The organism is Actinomyces sp. oral taxon 448 str. F0400 (assembly GCF_000220835.1).
Classification (GTDB): domain Bacteria; phylum Actinomycetota; class Actinomycetes; order Actinomycetales; family Actinomycetaceae; genus Actinomyces.
The window spans coordinates 2,147,002-2,162,471 of record NZ_GL985606.1; the positions used below are offsets into that span (position 1 = coordinate 2,147,002).

Sequence of the window (15,470 nt, forward strand, 5' to 3'; positions counted from 1 at the left end):
TTCTGGAATGGTGAAGCCTCTGGACCCTCGGCTGATGCGCCACGCGCGCGCGGCTCGGCGCTACATCATCACCACCGCCTTGACCGGTGGCACGACCGCCCTGCTCGTCATCGCCCAGGCCGTCCTCATCTCGCGGTCCGTCTCCCCGGTCATCACGACCCGCGTTCCCTTGAGCGCGGTCGCCCCCCTCGTCGGACTGCTGGCGCTCGTCGTGGTGGCGCGCGTCCTCGTCCTCTACGCCCAGGAGGCCCTCGCCCACCGCGCCGCCTCGCGCACGATCATCGAATTGCGCCGCCAGGTCCTGGAGCACGCCGCGACGCTCGGTCCGCGCTGGCTCGCCGGGCACGGCTCCGACACGGCCACACTGCTCACCCGGGGACTGGACGATCTCGAACCCTACTTCACGCGGTACCTGCCCCAGCTGCTCCTGGCCGCGACGGTCACGCCCTTGACCTGTCTGGTCATGCTCGTCCAGGACGTGCCGTCCGCCATCATCGTGGCGTGCACCGTCCCCCTCGTCCCCATCTTCATGATCCTCATCGGACGTCTGACTCAGCGCCGCAGCGCGGACCGCCTACTGGCCATGGAGCGCCTGGGGGGCCAGGTACTCGACCTGCTCGCCGGACTGCCGACGCTCAAGGCCCTCGGCCGCGAGGCCGGACCGGCCGCACGAGTCCGACAGCTGGGACGCGCCTACAGCGCCACCACCATGCGAACCCTGCGCGTGGCCTTCCTGTCGGGAGCGGTTCTGGAGTTCATCACGACGTTGTCGGTGGCGATCATCGCCGTCCAGGTGGGCTTCCGCCTGCTATTCGACCGCATGGACCTGACCACCGCCCTGCTCGTCCTCATGATCGCGCCCGAGGTCTACCAGCCGCTGCGCCAGGTCGGTTTCCACTTCCACGCCTCGGCCAACGGCATCGCCGCCGCGAATGCCGTCTTCGAGGTGCTCGGCACGAGCGCTCCCGAGCACGGCACGGCCCCCGCGCCGGACCTCGCCCGCGCCGTCATCGAGATCGAGGACCTGAGCGTCGCGGCGCGCGGCGCCTGGGCGCCCTCCGGACTCAGCGCGACGATCCGCCCCGGACGCCTCACAGTGCTGACCGGCCCGTCGGGGGCGGGCAAGACCACGGCGACCCAGGTGCTGCTCTCACTCCTGGACGTCGATCGCGGCGGTGTGCGCGTACGCACCGGCGGCACCGCGACGGATCTGAGAGACATCGACCCCGCCACGTGGTGGGCGCAGATCACGTGGGTCCCCCAGCGCCCGATCATCGTCCCCGGAACGGTGCTGACCAACGTCCTCGGTCCCGAGCACACCGCCGGGATCGATGCCCGACAGGCCCGGGATCTCCCCCCGCTGGCCGAGGCCGCCCGCACCACCGGGTTCGACGAGGTCGTCTCCGCCCTCCCCCTGGGATGGAGCACCCCGGTGGGGCAGGGGGGCCTCGGTCTGTCGGTCGGGCAGCGCCAGCGCCTCGCCCTGACCCGCGCCCTCATCCGCGACGCTCCTCTCGTCGTCCTGGACGAGCCGACCGCTCACCTAGACGCGACCAGTGAGGCGCACGTCCTCAACGGGGTCGAGGCACTGCGCTCTGACCATCACACCGTGGTGGCCATCGCCCACCGGGCGGCGCTGGTGGCGATGGCCGATGACGTGATCGAGGTCGCCTCGTACCCCGTTCCCGAGGATCCGCTGACCTCGACGACCCCGTCCCGGGCCAGCGCACCGCAGCCGGTCAGCGCCGTGGACGCCGGAGCAGGGGGCGAGCGATGAACGCGTTCCTGTCGGCGACCGAGCGCCGGGCGCTGCGCCGTGCCGTCCACCTGCTCGACCTCGACCAGACCCGCTTCATCGGCTCGGTGGCCACCGGCGCGCTGGGCCTGGGCAGTGCCATCGGGTTATCCGCCGTCGCGGCCTGGATGATCGCCCGCGCCTGCCAGGTGCCCGACGTCGTCGCCTTGGGCGTGGCCCCCGTGGCGGTACGCCTGCTCGGCATCTCCCGCTCGGTCCTGCGCTACTGCGAGCGCCTGCTGTCCCACGACACCGCGCTGCGCGGCATGACCTCCCTGCGTACGCACCTGTACGAGATCCTGTCCGCCTCGCGCACCGACACTGTGGCGGGGCTGCACCGGGGCGACGTGCTCGCCCGAGTCGGCGCCGACGTCGACGCCGTGGGTGATCTCGTCGTGCGCTGCTACCTGCCGATGGCGGTGGCGGCCGCCGTCTGCACCATCACCAGTGCCGCCCTGGCCCTCGTTCACCCCCTGGCCGGGCTGGCCCTGGCGGCGTGCCTGCTGCTGGCGGGCATCATCGGCCCCCTGGTGACGATCCGCGCGGCGCGGGCCGCCGAGCTCGCCCGCCAGGAGCAGGCCACCGATCTGTCCGCCACCGTCCTGACGACCCTGGAGGGGGGTTCCGAGCTGCGCGTGTCCGCACGCCTGCCCAGGGTCATGGACGATCTCGCCGCCCTCGAGACGCACCTGGCCAGTACCCGGGACCGGGGCGCCCGCCCTGCGGCCGCCGCGGCCGCCGTCGACGTCGCCGCCATGGGCCTGGCGGTCGTGGCGGGCCTGCTGATCGGTGTCCCGGCCGTCGCCGGAGGCATGGACCCGGTGTGGCTGGCGGTCATCGCGCTGGTACCGCTGGCCGCGTTCGAAGCCACTTCGGCGCTCGGACCCGCCAGCCTCCAGCTGGTTGCCTCCGCCGGCGCCGCCACGCGCATCGTCGACCTCATCGATCGGGCGGAAGCCTCGCGTGCCGACGCTCCCTCCCCCCGTCCGCTGCCGCCCATCACCGAGGGCGGGCCCCGCCTGCGGGCGCGGGCCCTGGCCGTCGGCTGGCCGAACGGGCCCGTCGTGGCCGACGGCATCGATCTCGACCTGGCACCCGGCGACCGACGGGCCATCGTCGGCCCGTCGGGAGCCGGCAAGACGACTCTCCTGCTGACCCTGGCCGGTCTCCTGGAGCCCAAGGGCGGCGAGCTGACGCTCGACGGAGTCTCCCCGTGGACGGCGAGGCGGGCGGACGCGGCCCGTCGGATCACTCTGACCGCCGAGGACGCCCACATCTTCGCCACCACGGTCCTGGAGAACCTGCGCGTGGCCGACGGCGCCCTGACCCCCGCTCAGGCGCGCGTTCTGCTCAAGCGCGCCGGCCTGGATGATTGGCTGGCGGGCCTGCCCCTCGGACTGGACACGCCGCTGGCATCGGACGCCACGACCCTGTCGGGCGGCGAGCGGCGCCGTCTGCTGCTGGCCCGGGCGCTGGCCGCCCCGGCGCCCCTCATGGTGCTCGACGAGCCCGGTGAGCACCTCGAGCCCGCCACGGCGGACCAGCTCGTGGCCGACCTGCTACACGCTGGCGACGAGTCGGAGGGACGGGCGCGCGGCGTCCTCCTGGTCACTCACCGTCTGAGCGCCCTGGGCGGCGCCGACGAGGTCCTGGTCCTGGAGGCCCCCGAATCCGGCGGACCGGCCACCATCGCCCGCCGGGGCGCGCACATCCGGCTGGCCGCCCGCAACGAGTCCTATCGTTGGTCCCTGGAGCAGGAGACACGACTGAGATGACCGACGCGAGCCCCCCCAGTAGTCCCCGTGATGAGCCGACCGCCTTCCCGGGAATGCCCGACGACGACCTGGTTCTGTCGCTGCCCAGCGGCCCCAGCCCGGATGACCCCGCGGGGATCGGGTCGCTCGCCTACTCGATCCACACCGAGCAGCTGTCCACCGCACGGCATCGACAGGCGCCCGACGTCACCCTGAACGGGGGCACCATCGAGCTCTTCCACGCCGCGCTGCGGCTGACCGGCTCCCTCAACGTCCCCGACGCGCTGCACCGGCTGGTCGACTCAGCCTGCACGATCACGGGCGCGGCCTGGGGGACGATCGGCGTGCTAGGCGCGGCCGAGACCGGCGCGCCCACCCCGACGGCGGCGAGCCCGGCCTCGCCGCGCGAGCTCGACTCGATGCTGGCCGGCGCCCACGCCGTCGGCCCCGCCGCCGGCGGTGTCGTCATCGCCAACGACCTGTCGCACGTGGCCGCCTTCACCGGCCGGATCGAAGGAGAGGGCACGGGTTCGATTCTGTCGGCCCCCCTGCGAGTGCACGGGCGGGTCTACGGACGCCTGTATCTGTGCGACAAGGACGGAGGGTTCGAGGACGGGGACGCCTCGATCGTGCTCACCCTGGCCGAGGCCGCGGCCGTTGCCGTGGAGAACGCGCGTCTGTACCGGGAGGCGCGGGACCGCGAGCAGTGGATGGCGGTGTCCCAGGAGCTGACGACACTGCTGCTGTCGGGGGCCGAGGAGGACGACGCCCTGACCCTGATCGCCCGCCGCGTCCGCGAGGTCGCCCACGCCGACACCGCTGCCCTCGTCCTGCCCGGCGTCGGGCAGACATGGGTCTGCGAGATCGCGGCGGGCGCGCACTCCGCCGAGCTCATCGGGACGTCCTTCCCCCCGAAGGGACGGGCAATGACGACCCTGGCGCACCAGACCGGCCTGACGGTCGACTCCTTGACGGAGGCCTGGGACGCTCGCGACCTGCTCGTGCCCGAACTAGCGGTCTTCGGCCCCGCTCTGTACGCCCCGATGATCCACCGGGGCCGTGGCGTGGGCGTCATGCTACTCCTGCGCGAGCAGGGGTCCGCGGTGTTCACCCAGCAGGACCTGGAGATCGCCGAGCTGGTCGCCGGACAGGCCACAATGGCCTTCGAGCTGGCCGATGCCCAGCACGCCGAGGAGATGGCGACCCTGCTCGACGAGCGGGCGCGCATCGGCCGCGACCTGCACGACCTGGCTATCCAGCAGCTCTTCGCCACCGGAATGCAGATCTCCGCGGCGCATGATCGTCTGCGCGCGGGTCAGGCCGACGGCCCCCTCGACCTGGCCTCGGTGTGCGGGGCGCTGGAATCCTCACTGGAGGCGGTCGACGAGTCGGTGCGTCAGATCCGCTCCATCGTGCGCTCGCTGCGCGACCGCGACGAGGAGGTCGGCGTGGTCGAGCGGCTGCGGCGCGAGGCATCGCTGGCACGCACGTCCCTGGGCTACGCGCCCTCCCTGATCCTGACCGTCGACGGACACGGCCTGGCGCAGATCGAACGCGAGGCGGAGGACGAGATCATTGACGCGGTCGACGCCGCCGTGGAGGCGGACATCGCCGACGACATGGTCGCCGTCGTGCGCGAGGGCCTATCCAACGTAGCCAGGCACGCCAAGGCCTCCTCGGTGACGGTGGACGTCAAGATCGAGGGCGTCCTGCCCGGGCGCTCCAGCCTGCTGGCCGGCGAGGGCCCGGCCTCCGGGGACGCCGAGCCCTTCCACGGCATGCCGGTGGTCGAGGTCGTCTGCCGCGATGACGGTGTGGGTGTGGACCCCGCGGTGACGCGGCGCTCGGGCACGGCGAACATGGCCGAGCGCGCCCGTCGCCATGGCGGCACCTTCGCCATCGGCCCGCGTGCGCGCTCCGACGGCGAGCGTCGCGGCACCTGCTTCACCTGGCGGGTGCCGCTGGAACCGCGGCCCCTGAGCTGAGTCCCCCGCCCAGACGGACCAGCCGGGGACTGTGAGCGCAGCGGGCGCGGCCCCGCGGCGAATCGAGGGGCGGTTCGACGGGGTTCGGCTCAGGCAGGCGGATCAGCCGCGGCGCCATCCGGAGGCGCGCTGGCCGGCGACCCAGGCGGCGACCTGTGTGCGGCGCTGCAATCCCATCTTGGCCAGCAGCGAGGTGATGTGGTTCTTCACAGTCTTCTCAGCCACGCCGAGGCGATCGCCGATCTCTCGGTTGGACAGGCCGTCCCCGATCAGGTCGAGAACCTTGCGCTCGGCGTTGGTCAGGTCCGCCGTCGGATCGTCATGGTCGGCGCGCCGACGCGTGACCGTCCGTTCGTCGAGCAGGACGCGTCCCGAGGCGACGGCGCGCACGACGTCGCTGATCTCGGCGCCGTGGACGGTCTTGAGCAGGTAGGCTCGAGCACCCACGTCCAAGGCCTCGGCGAGGGCCTCGTCGTCATCGAACGACGTCAGCACGATCGGCAGAGCGGAGGGGACGGACTCGCGCAGCTCGCGCATGAGCTCGATGCCGGTGCCGTCGGGCAGCTGCAGGTCGACCAGGACCACGTCGGGGCGCACGAGTTCGGCGCGCCTGACGGCCTCGGCACGCGATCCCGCCTCGGCTACGACGTCGAGTCCGTCGGCGCGGTCGATGATCTCAGCTATCCCACGACGAACGATCTCATGGTCGTCCACGATCATGACACGGACGGTCTCGGCGGGTCTCGGCATGGCAGCGAGCCTATCAGCGCCGGGGACCAACGCCACAAGCACGGCGCCGTCCTGGGAAATTCTTCTGGGACGGTGGGCCGTCAGGGCGCTCGGGCGGCTGGCCGACCCGAAACCGGCCCCGGAAAGCCCACCGCCGGTCCCACCGCGTCTCAACGCCGCGGACGGACCTGGCAGCGAGGGCAGAAGGTGTGGCTGCGTCCGCCGATCGCCTCGGTGCGCATCGCCTCCCCGCACCGCCGGCATTCCAGTCCGCCGCGTCCGTAAGCGGCGAGCTCGCGGGCGAAGTAGCCGGCAGCGCCGTCGGCATCGACGTACAGGGAGTCGAAGCTCGTCCCTCCGACGGCCAGCGCCCGCTCCATGACCGCGGCCGTCTCCTTCAGCAGGCGCATCACCACCCGCGGCCCCAACCGGTCGCCTGGTCGCAGGCCGTGCACGCGGGCGGCCCACAGCCCCTCGTCGGCGTAGATATTGCCCACGCCGGACACGACGTGCTGGTCCAGCAGGATGGTCTTGACCGCCCGCCGCGAGGATCGCATCCGGGCGATAACGGCGCGCCGGTCCAGCGCGGGGTCGAGCAGGTCGCGGGCGAGGCGACTGGCGTCGGCGGGCAGCAGCGCCCGCGGACTGCCCGTCCCGCCGGATGCGCCGTCGGCGGTGGGAACCAAGTCGGTCACGTGCATGCCGCCGAGCATGCGCTGGTCGACGAGATCGACAGCAGCGCCGCCGGGGGCGTCCCCCTCGACGGGCGCCAGTCGGAACCGCACGCGCAGATGGCGCGGTCGGACGGACGGCCCGCGCACGAGGATCGAAGCGCGGGCGGCGCTCATGCCGGCCGTATCGGTCGCGCCGGTCATGCCGATCGCATCGGTCCCGCCGGCCGTAGCGGCGCAGCGGGCACCTCCCAGCTCCGGGCGCCGGGGGCGCACGACCCCTGGCGGCGATGCGGTGCCGAGAACGCCGCGTACAAGGATCTGCCCGCTCATGCCCAGATGGGCGGACAGCGCACGGTCGTCATCCAAGGGCAGCCACAGAAGCTTGCCCCGGCGTACGGCCGCCCTCACCGTGCGTCCGATGAGAGCGTGAACGAAAGCCTCCGGTCCCCCCACCTGGCGGCGCAGGGGGCGCGGGTCGAGCACCTCGACCGCCTCGATCGTGCGGCCGATCAGGTACCGGGCCAGTCCGGCGCGCACGGACTCGACTTCCGGCAGCTCCGGCACGCCCGCTCAGCCCTCGGACTCCAGGACGTCGGCGGCCCCGCCCCGCGTCCCGGAAACAGTCATGAGGGCCAGGTCGGCACGCAGGGCCTCGTTGACCCCGGGCAGGTTCAGGCCACCGTCGCCGCGGCTGGCGAGGATGGAGGCGTAGGCGGCTTCGGCAGCCTCGTGCTCGGCGATCTTCTTCGAGGTGCCGGTGCCCTGACCGCGCACCTCGCCGTCGACGATCGCCCTCGCGGTGAAAATGCGCTCGTGGTCGGGTCCGACCCCCTCGACCTCGTAGCGCGGTCCGCCCAGCCCGTGGGCCGCGGTCAGCTCCTGCAGGCTGGTCTTCCAGTCCAGGCCCGCGCCACGCGTACGGGCCGAGCTCAAGAAGCGGGCCACGAGTCGCTCGACCACGGCGCGGGTCGGCTCGAGTCCCTGGGTGAGGTAGGTGGCACCGATGAGAGCCTCCACCGTGTCGGACAGGATCGAGTCCTTGTCACGGCCGCCGGACAGGGCCTCCCCCTTGCCCAGCCTGATGAACTCTCCTAAGCCCAGATCCCGGGCGACGGCGGCCAGTGCGGGCTCGGAGACGGTGGCGGCACGCATCTTGGCCAGCTGCCCCTCGGTAACGTCGGGGTGGGTGCGGTAGAGGTACTCGGTCACCACGATCCCCAGCACCGAATCGCCCAGGAACTCCAGGCGCTCGTTCGTGGGCAGACCACCGTTCTCGTGGGCGAAGGAGCGATGGGTCAGCGCCAGGGCGAGCAACCCGGGGTCGATCCGCGGCCCCCACCGGTAAACGAGGACCTCGACGTCGGAGCGCGCCGGGGCGGCGACACGACGGGACTGCCTGTGCCCGCTCTTACGCGAGGAGTGGGCCATCAGGCCTGCTCCTCCCCGTCGGCGTCGGCCGGATCGTCGGATCCGTCCCGATCGGGCAGAAGAGCGGCCAGGGCGGACCAACGCGGGTCGGGGTGGTCGTGGCGGTGATCGGCGGGCAGGTTGTCGACCCTCCGGCCGCACTCCGGGCACAGGCCGGCGCAGTCGGGGCGGCACAGGGGTCTGAAGGGGAGGGCGGGCACGAGGGCGTCGCGCAGCGCCGGCTCCAGGTCGAGGCTGTCCTCGCCGACCAGGAGCACGTCGTCGACGTCCTCGCCGTCCTCGGCGGCCCGGGCCGCCTCGGGCAGGTAGTAGAGCTCGTCGAAGGTGACGGTGCGCTCCTCGTCAAGGTCGCGCAGGCAGCGCACGCACTCGCCATGGACGTGGACGTCGGCCCGGCCGCGGGCGAGCACTCCGTCCTCCAGGCTGGTCAATCGCGCATCCACGACGAGAGAGCTGCCCTCGGGAACACCGATGACCGCGGTGCCCAGGCCCGCGGGCGCGCCCGCCTCGACGCAGACGTCCTTAGTGGCCCCGATCCGGTGCGGCAGATCGACGATGTCGACGACTAGTGCGGCCGTGGCGGTCATGGTGCTCCTCCGGTTGTCCGGTTCGTGCGCGGTCGGTGCGGACCCGCATCCGCAGAGGGCCAGGGTACCTGGACGTCGAAGACGCTGGTCCCCTCCTCCGTCGTCCGCACGTCACACGTCGAATCGTGACCTTCCGGCGGCACGGCCAAGGACCCGTCCGAGAACCCGGAGGCGATCACACTCCGCCGGGACCGATGGGCCACCCGGGCCTGCGGCGAGCGGTCTGCGGGACCGCCGCCCCGTCCGCGTCGGCGGGCTCCTCGAGCCGGGCAGCGAGGACGTCGCGACCGGCGCGAACCTGCTCGGAGATCTTGGCGAGCTCGGCCTCGATCCCCGCCAGGCAACGGTCGGAGTAGTCGTCGGCCCCGCGGCGGAGCTCGGCTGCGCGCTCCTCCGCTGCGGCGACGATCTCGTCGGCGCGCTCGTGAGCCATGCGCACGACGTTCTCGCTCGCAGCCAGACGCTCGGCCTCCTCCTGGGCGTGCAGCACGATGCGCTCGGACTCCTCCCGCCCCTGAGCCAGGACGTCGTCCGCGTCGGCGACGATCTCCTCGGCCCGGCGCACGGCCGTGGGCACGGAATGCCGGGCGCTGTCAATCAGCGCCAGGGCGTCGTCGCGATTGACGATGGCCGAGGCGCTCATCGGCATGGAGCGCGCGCTCGTGATGAGCTGGTCGAGCTCGTCGAGAATGCGCAGCAGATCGTCTCCGGCGTCACGACTGGTCGTCACGAGGGATGTCCTTCCTCAGCGGGTGTGCGATGCCGCCCGCGTCCCCGAGCGCGTGCAGGACGGCGTCGGGCACGAGGCGGGAGACGTCGCCGCCGTAGCGGGCGACGTCCTTGACGAGGGAGGAGGAGACGTGGGCGCGGGCGGGAGCGGCGACGAGGAAGACGGTTTCGGGTGCGCCGAGATCGCGGTTGAGCACGGCCATCGGCGTCTCGGCATCGAGGTCGGTGCCGTTGCGCAGGCCCTTGACGAGGGCATCGGCGCCGCGGGCGCGGCAGTAGTCGGCCAGGAGCCCGGGAACGACGTCGACCTCAACGCCGGGCAGATCGGCCAGAGCTCGACGCGCCAGGGCCACGCGAGCATCGAGGTCGAACAGGTGGTCGGCGGCCTTAGCGACATTCCGGGCGACGCCCAGGACGATCCGATCGAACACGGTTAGGGCGCGGCGCACGATGTCGACGTGACCCAGGGTGATGGGATCGAAGGTTCCGGGGTACACGGCGAGCGTCATGACTCCGAGGCTATCGGGGCGGCCGGGTCGAGCGGTGGACGCGCGCCGGAACCGGTGCCGCGAGCCGGGCGGATCGGACGCCGGGGGCGAGCCTCCCAGCCGGGGCCGTGCTCTCGCATCGACCCGCGCTGTTCTTCCGACTCCGGGCCCGCGCAGACCCTCTCGAGCCCGGGAAGCCTGCAGGGCGCCGCCCGAGTGGTCCCCCGCGTAGGCTCCGGGCATGACCAGGATCGTGGCCGGGCAGGCCGGCGGACGCAGGATCGCGGTGCCCCGCACGGGCACGCGCCCGACTTCCGAGCGCGTGCGCGAGGCCCTGTTCGCGCGCCTGGAGCATTACGGGATGATCGAGGACGCGCGCGTACTCGACCTGTGCGCGGGCTCCGGGGCCCTGGGCCTGGAGGCCGCCAGCCGCGGCGCCGCGGACGTCACCCTGGTGGACTGCGCTCGGGCCGCCACGAGGGTGTGCGAGGCGAACATCCGAGCCCTGGGACTGCCCGAGGTGCGCACGAGGACGGCCGGGGCCGCCGCCTTCCTGGCGGGGCCCGCCGGAAGACCGGTGGACCTGGTGCTCATCGACCCACCCTACGAGGTGGATGAGGCCGGCCTGACGGCAATGCTCCGACCGTTGGCTCGCGACCGGGACCCGTGGCTGGCCAGCGGCGCAGTCGTCGTCATCGAGCGTCGGACCCGTTCTCCCGAGCCGACATGGCCGGCCGGTCTACGCCGCCTCAGCGAGCGCACGTACGGCGAGACTCGCGTCTGGTTCGCCGAGCCGGACGCGTAGAGGCGGGTGGAGGAGCCGTCGGGGAGCTCCGGCCGAGCCGCGGCGGAGGGCTTGCCGGCCGACCGACGCCCGCTCAGGCCCGCTCCAGGTAGGCCTGCGACTCCTCGTCGAGACGATCGGCGATGGCGGCGGCCAGAGCGGGGTGATCCTCCAGGTCCGGATCGGCCGCGATAATGTCCTCCGCCTCGCCGCGGGCCGCCTCGATGACCCCTCTGTCCCGCGTGACCCGCAGCAGGTCGAGGTCGCTGCGCCGCCCGGACTGGGCAGCGCCCAGCACATTGCCCTCGCTGCGCAGCTCCAGATCGGCCTCGGCCAGGGCGAAGCCGTCCGCGGTCTGGGCGAAAGCCTTGAGACGGTGGAAGGCGGTGGAGCCGACCTCCACGCCGGTCACAGCCATGCACACCGAGGGCCGCTCCCCGCGCCCCACCCGGCCGCGCAGCTGATGGAGCTGGGAGAGGCCGAATCGGTCGGCGTCGAGGATGACCATCATGGACGCCTCGGGCACATCCACTCCGACTTCAATGACGGTGGTCGCTACGAGCACCGGCGCAGCGCCGGAGGCGAAGGCCTCCATGGCGGCATCTTTCTCGGCACCGGACATCTGTCCGGTGAGCGTGACCACGTCCGTCCCCGCGAGCGCCGGCTCGTCGGCCAGCCGCGCCGCCCACTCGGTCACGGCCGCCGGCGAGCGGACCGGCTCCCCGGCGTCCCGAGACTCCAGGTGGCCGTCAGGGTTCTCGGGGACGTCGTCCCCCTGCTCCTGATCGCCGGCGTCGATCCGCGGGCAGACGACGTAGACCCGCCCGCCGGCGGCGACCTCGCGGGCCGCGCGCCGCCAGATGCCTTCGACCCACGATCGCCGCTCCCAGGGGACGAGGTGAGTGACCACGGGTCGCCTGCCCGCCGGCAGTTCGTCGAGCACCGCCGTGTCCAGGTCGCCGAAGACCGTCATGGCGATCGTGCGCGGGATGGGGGTGGCGGTCATGACCAGCAGATGCGGGGTGCGCTCAGCGCCGGTGGCGGGGTCGGTCACACCCTGGCGCTCGCGCAGGGCGTCGCGCTGAGCGACTCCGAAGCGGTGCTGCTCATCGACGACCACGAGCCCCAGGAGGGGCATCCGGACGGTCTCGCTCAGCAGCGCGTGCGTGCCCACGACGATGGCGGGCTCGCCACCGGCCACAGCGGTGAGGATCTCGCGCCGCCGGGCGGCCGGGGTGGAACCGGTCAGCAGCATGACCCGGGTGGCGCGCTGCGCCCCTCCGAGCATGCCGGCCCGCCCCAGAGGGCCCAGGAGCGCCTCCAGACTGGCCTGGTGCTGGGCGGCCAGAACCTCGGTGGGGGCTAGAAGCGCCGCCTGTCCGCCCGCACCGACGACCTGGGCCATGGCCCGCAGGGCGACGAGGGTCTTGCCGGCACCCACATCGCCCTGCAGGAGGATCTGCATGGGCACGGTCGTTTCGAGGGCTCGGGCGAGGTCCCGGCCCACGCGCTCCTGCCCGGCCGTGAGTTCATAGGGCAGGGAGGCGTCCAGGTCGGCTCGCAGCGAGTCGGCGCCGGGGACGGGCCAGGCCACGGCGGTGCGCGTGGCCCGGTGCCGGGCGCGGCGCTGGATCAGGGCCGTCTGGAGGACGAGTGCCTCCTCGTGGCGGAACCGCCGCCGCGCCAGACGCCACTGCTCGGCGTTCTCGGGAGCATGAATCCACCGGTAGGCGGTCAGCGCGTCGACCAGGCCGTGGGCCTCGCGCACGTGTTCGGGCAGCGGATCGGGCACATCCGCCGGTTCGAGCTGGTCGAGCACCGTGCGCACGGCCTTGGCCAGGCGCCAACTGGGCAGCGCCTCGGTGGCCGGGTAGATGGGCAGGGGGCGGGCGAGGAGGGCCTCGCGCTCGGCCTCGTCGAGGTCATCGAGAATCTGGAAGCGTGGGCCGGCCAGCTGTTTGCGGCCGCGGTGCAGGCCGACTCTCCCCGACATGAGCGCCGTGGTGCCCGGCGAGAGCTGGTCGACCTGGTGGTTCATGAGACCGACGGTGCCGAACATGACCACGTCCATGGTCGCGGCCCCGTCGGTGACGGTGGCCTCCATAATGGCCGGCGGGCGGCCGCCCCGGGTGCGTCGCGCGCGGGAACGGACGACCCGGACCTGAACGGTGGCCTGCTCCCCGTCGGCCAGGGTGCGCAGGTCGGTCAGCTCTCCCCAGGTGTCGTAGCGACGCGGCAGGAGGCGCAGGAGCCCTCCCGCAGTGCGGACCCCCTGCTTGGCGAGCTGGTCGGCGGTCCGCTTGCCCAGCGTCTTGTCCAGAGGGCGGTCCAGCAGGGGCACGGTCCCGCGGGCGGATGCGGTTCGAGGGCTCACGCCGATCATTCCAGGGCGAGCAGGACGTCGGGGCGGGCCTGCCCGCCGGCGTGGACGACGACTTCGACGGCATCGTGACTGCCGTGGATTCGCTCGCCGTAGCGGGTGGCCGCCTCGGCCACGAGGGCGCCGACATCGGGGACGGCGTCCCGGCCGAGGACCACGGTGACCAGCTCGTCCTCGGGCCTCAGGGCCCTGTCCGCGGTGACGGCGACGACGTCGGCCTCGGCGTCCGGCCCGTTGAGGGCTAGGGTGCGCAGTCCGACGGCGGCGCGTCCGGCCCGCCCGGCCAGGGCAGTCAGGCCCTCATTCCGCCCGGCCACTGCCACAGCCGCCGCCAGGACGCGCGCCTCGTCGTCGGTGTCGCACACGAGGAGCTGGACGCCGTCGCCGGGCGCCGTCCCGGTGCCGGCGGCGCCGCGCACGCGCGAGACGGCCGCGCGGGCAGCCAGGAATCGCGCCGCCTCGTGAGCCCTGGCGACGCAGTCGGCGTCGCAGGGCAGGACGATCACCTGGGCCAGATCGAGGTCGACGCAGGCTCGAACGATCCCGTCCCGCTCGGGGTTCAGGACGACGACGGCACCGGTGCGGGCGAGCTGTTCGATCAGCCCCGGCGCTCGGGTGCAGGCGATGACGCCGACGCGGTCGCCGGTCGGGGCGGGAGGGTGGAGCTGGGAGGGGTGTTGACGCACGGAGAGGTCGCGTCTGGCGGCCCGGCGTCGGGCACGACGGGCCGCCAGACGCTCGAAGGACACGACATGGGAGTCCTCGAGACTGCCGGCACCGGGCAGAGGCGGCTCATCGGCCTCCCAGGCGGTGGCCGAGGCCAGGGCCGTGGGGCGGAGGTGGTGGACGCACACCTGCCTGGCCCGTCCGACGCGAGGCAGCGCCGCACGGGGAGTGTCGGTGTGGACGTGCACCTGGTACAGGCCCACGCCCAAAGCGTCGGGGGTGCCGACGACACCTACCGAGTCGCCGACGCGCTCGAGCTCGCGGCGCAGAGTCTCGGCCTGGGCGGCGGTGGCCTCGAGCAGGTACATGACCTCGAACGCTCCGGCGGAGGCCGTCTGCGCATCGGTGTCCGCACCGGCGGCCCCGTGCGCGGCACCGGCTAGGAGGTCGACGAGCATCTGGTGGGCGACGTCGGTGTAGGGGCGCGGGATCGTGCTCTCCTGCGCCCGGTCGCCGCTCAGGGGCCGGTCGCCGGCGTCGACCGTGTCCGACAGGCTGGTGAGGACGAGCATGAGGGCGGCGCCCCCGGCGTCGACCGGACCGTGCCCCAGCCCGGCGGTCTCCACGACGCTCTCCTGGGCTCCGAAGGCCGCGGCCGCGCAGATCGCCGAAACGCTGGAGGGCGCGGCGGGTCCTGATTCCTCCAGGGCGGTGCGGGAGGCCGCAGCGGCATCGCGGGCGACGGTCAGCAGGGTGCCCGGCACCGGATGGGACACGGCGGCCCAGGTGGTGGCCGCGATGCGCTCGTAGACGTGGACGAGCTCGACCGGCCTGAGGCCGTCCGGTTCGGGCGCCTCGGCGCAGACGTCCGCGAGCGCGGTCAGGGCCTGGGAGATCAGCAGCCCGGAGTTGCCGCGCGCGCCGCGCACAGCGCCGTCGGCCGCCGCTCGGGAGGCCTGCGCCAGGTCGGTGCCGGACGGGAGGAGATCCAGGGCGTCGCACGCGGCGCGCACGGTGAGCAGAACGTTGGTTCCGGTGTCGGAGTCGGGGACGGGGAAGACGTTGAGAGAATCGACCAGAGGGCGGGTGATCTCGCCCGTGCGGCACGCCAGCCGCAGCCAGGCGCGCAGCACGTCGGCGGTGATCGCGCGCGCGGGAACCGGGGCGGGCGGCTGGCCGTTCCTCTGCCGTATCACGCCGCGTTCTCCTTGGCTGCTGTGGGTGGCGGGCCCGGCCGTCCGTACGGGGCGGTGGGAGGACCCCTGCACCATCAAAGGCTACCGGTATGCGCGGGCGCGCGCGCCCTGCACCCGGCGACGCGCCGCGCGGCGGGCGATCTGAACGGTCCGAACGTGTGCCCGAGCCCACGCCGAGATCGCTTGGGCCGCCCGCCGGCCGTCCGGTAGGGTGCAGTGGTTGCCTGAGGCGCGAGTTCTCGGGCGGTTGATCCAGCACCGGGAGCTCGTCCGGT

At 73.2% G+C, this 15,470-nt stretch carries 12 protein-coding genes; 4 read left to right on the forward strand and 8 right to left on the reverse strand.

Annotated elements, in window-relative coordinates:
* The first annotated feature begins 34 nt into the window (after positions 1-34).
* The 3 genes from cydD to HMPREF9062_RS09140 are packed head-to-tail and all read left to right on the forward strand — an operon-like array spanning position 35 to position 5,534.
* Positions 35-1,777, forward strand: coding sequence for a thiol reductant ABC exporter subunit CydD (gene cydD, locus HMPREF9062_RS09130; RefSeq protein WP_050795340.1), 1,743 nt, complete (start codon positions 35-37; stop codon positions 1,775-1,777).
* The gene (gene cydC / locus HMPREF9062_RS09135) at positions 1,774-3,570 is read left to right on the forward strand and encodes a thiol reductant ABC exporter subunit CydC (protein WP_009749831.1); all 1,797 of its coding nucleotides are present in this window, start codon (positions 1,774-1,776) and stop codon (positions 3,568-3,570) included. The genes cydD and cydC overlap by 4 nt, the downstream gene beginning before the upstream one ends.
* On the forward strand, positions 3,567-5,534 hold the full coding sequence (locus HMPREF9062_RS09140; protein ID WP_034254107.1) for a GAF domain-containing sensor histidine kinase: 1,968 nt from the start codon (positions 3,567-3,569) through the stop codon (positions 5,532-5,534). Before cydC ends, HMPREF9062_RS09140 begins: the two co-directional genes overlap by 4 nt.
* A 102-nt stretch (positions 5,535-5,636) precedes the next feature.
* On the opposite strand, the gene HMPREF9062_RS09145 is transcribed toward HMPREF9062_RS09140, so the two are convergent.
* The 6 genes from HMPREF9062_RS09145 to coaD form a co-directional block, all read right to left on the reverse strand.
* Positions 5,637-6,284, reverse strand: a complete 648-nt coding sequence (locus tag HMPREF9062_RS09145; RefSeq protein ID WP_009749833.1) for a response regulator — start codon at positions 6,282-6,284, stop codon at positions 5,637-5,639.
* A gap of 149 nt (positions 6,285-6,433) precedes the next feature.
* Positions 6,434-7,501: a bifunctional DNA-formamidopyrimidine glycosylase/DNA-(apurinic or apyrimidinic site) lyase gene (mutM, locus tag HMPREF9062_RS09150; RefSeq protein WP_009749834.1), complete on the reverse strand. Its 1,068-nt coding sequence runs from the start codon at positions 7,499-7,501 to the stop codon at positions 6,434-6,436.
* A 6-nt stretch (positions 7,502-7,507) separates the two neighbouring features.
* Positions 7,508-8,365, reverse strand: coding sequence for a ribonuclease III (gene rnc / locus HMPREF9062_RS09155; protein ID WP_009749835.1), 858 nt, complete (start codon positions 8,363-8,365; stop codon positions 7,508-7,510).
* Positions 8,365-8,952 (reverse strand): YceD family protein, encoded by a 588-nt coding sequence (locus HMPREF9062_RS09160; protein ID WP_009749836.1) that lies wholly within the window; start codon positions 8,950-8,952, stop codon positions 8,365-8,367. The genes rnc and HMPREF9062_RS09160 overlap by 1 nt, the downstream gene beginning before the upstream one ends.
* Before the next feature lie 175 nt (positions 8,953-9,127).
* Complete coding sequence (locus HMPREF9062_RS09165; protein WP_009749837.1) at positions 9,128-9,682, reverse strand: hypothetical protein; 555 nt, start codon at positions 9,680-9,682, stop codon at positions 9,128-9,130.
* Entirely contained in the window at positions 9,666-10,190 is a 525-nt protein-coding gene (gene coaD / locus HMPREF9062_RS09170; RefSeq protein WP_009749838.1) for a pantetheine-phosphate adenylyltransferase, read from the reverse strand. Before coaD ends, HMPREF9062_RS09165 begins: the two co-directional genes overlap by 17 nt.
* A gap of 220 nt (positions 10,191-10,410) precedes the next feature.
* Between coaD and rsmD the strand changes: the two genes are divergently transcribed.
* Complete coding sequence (rsmD, locus tag HMPREF9062_RS09175; RefSeq protein WP_009749839.1) at positions 10,411-10,974, forward strand: 16S rRNA (guanine(966)-N(2))-methyltransferase RsmD; 564 nt, start codon at positions 10,411-10,413, stop codon at positions 10,972-10,974.
* A 73-nt stretch (positions 10,975-11,047) separates the two neighbouring features.
* Here rsmD and HMPREF9062_RS09180 read toward each other — a convergent pair whose 3' ends face one another.
* Together HMPREF9062_RS09180 and HMPREF9062_RS09185 are read right to left on the reverse strand one after the other, a co-directional pair.
* Positions 11,048-13,336 carry an ATP-dependent DNA helicase RecG gene (locus HMPREF9062_RS09180; RefSeq protein ID WP_009749840.1) on the reverse strand — a complete coding sequence of 763 codons (2,289 nt, stop codon included), beginning with the start codon at positions 13,334-13,336 and terminating at the stop codon, positions 11,048-11,050.
* Positions 13,333-15,195 (reverse strand): DAK2 domain-containing protein, encoded by a 1,863-nt coding sequence (locus HMPREF9062_RS09185; protein ID WP_034254110.1) that lies wholly within the window; start codon positions 15,193-15,195, stop codon positions 13,333-13,335. Before HMPREF9062_RS09185 ends, HMPREF9062_RS09180 begins: the two co-directional genes overlap by 4 nt.
* Positions 15,196-15,470 lie beyond the last annotated feature (275 nt).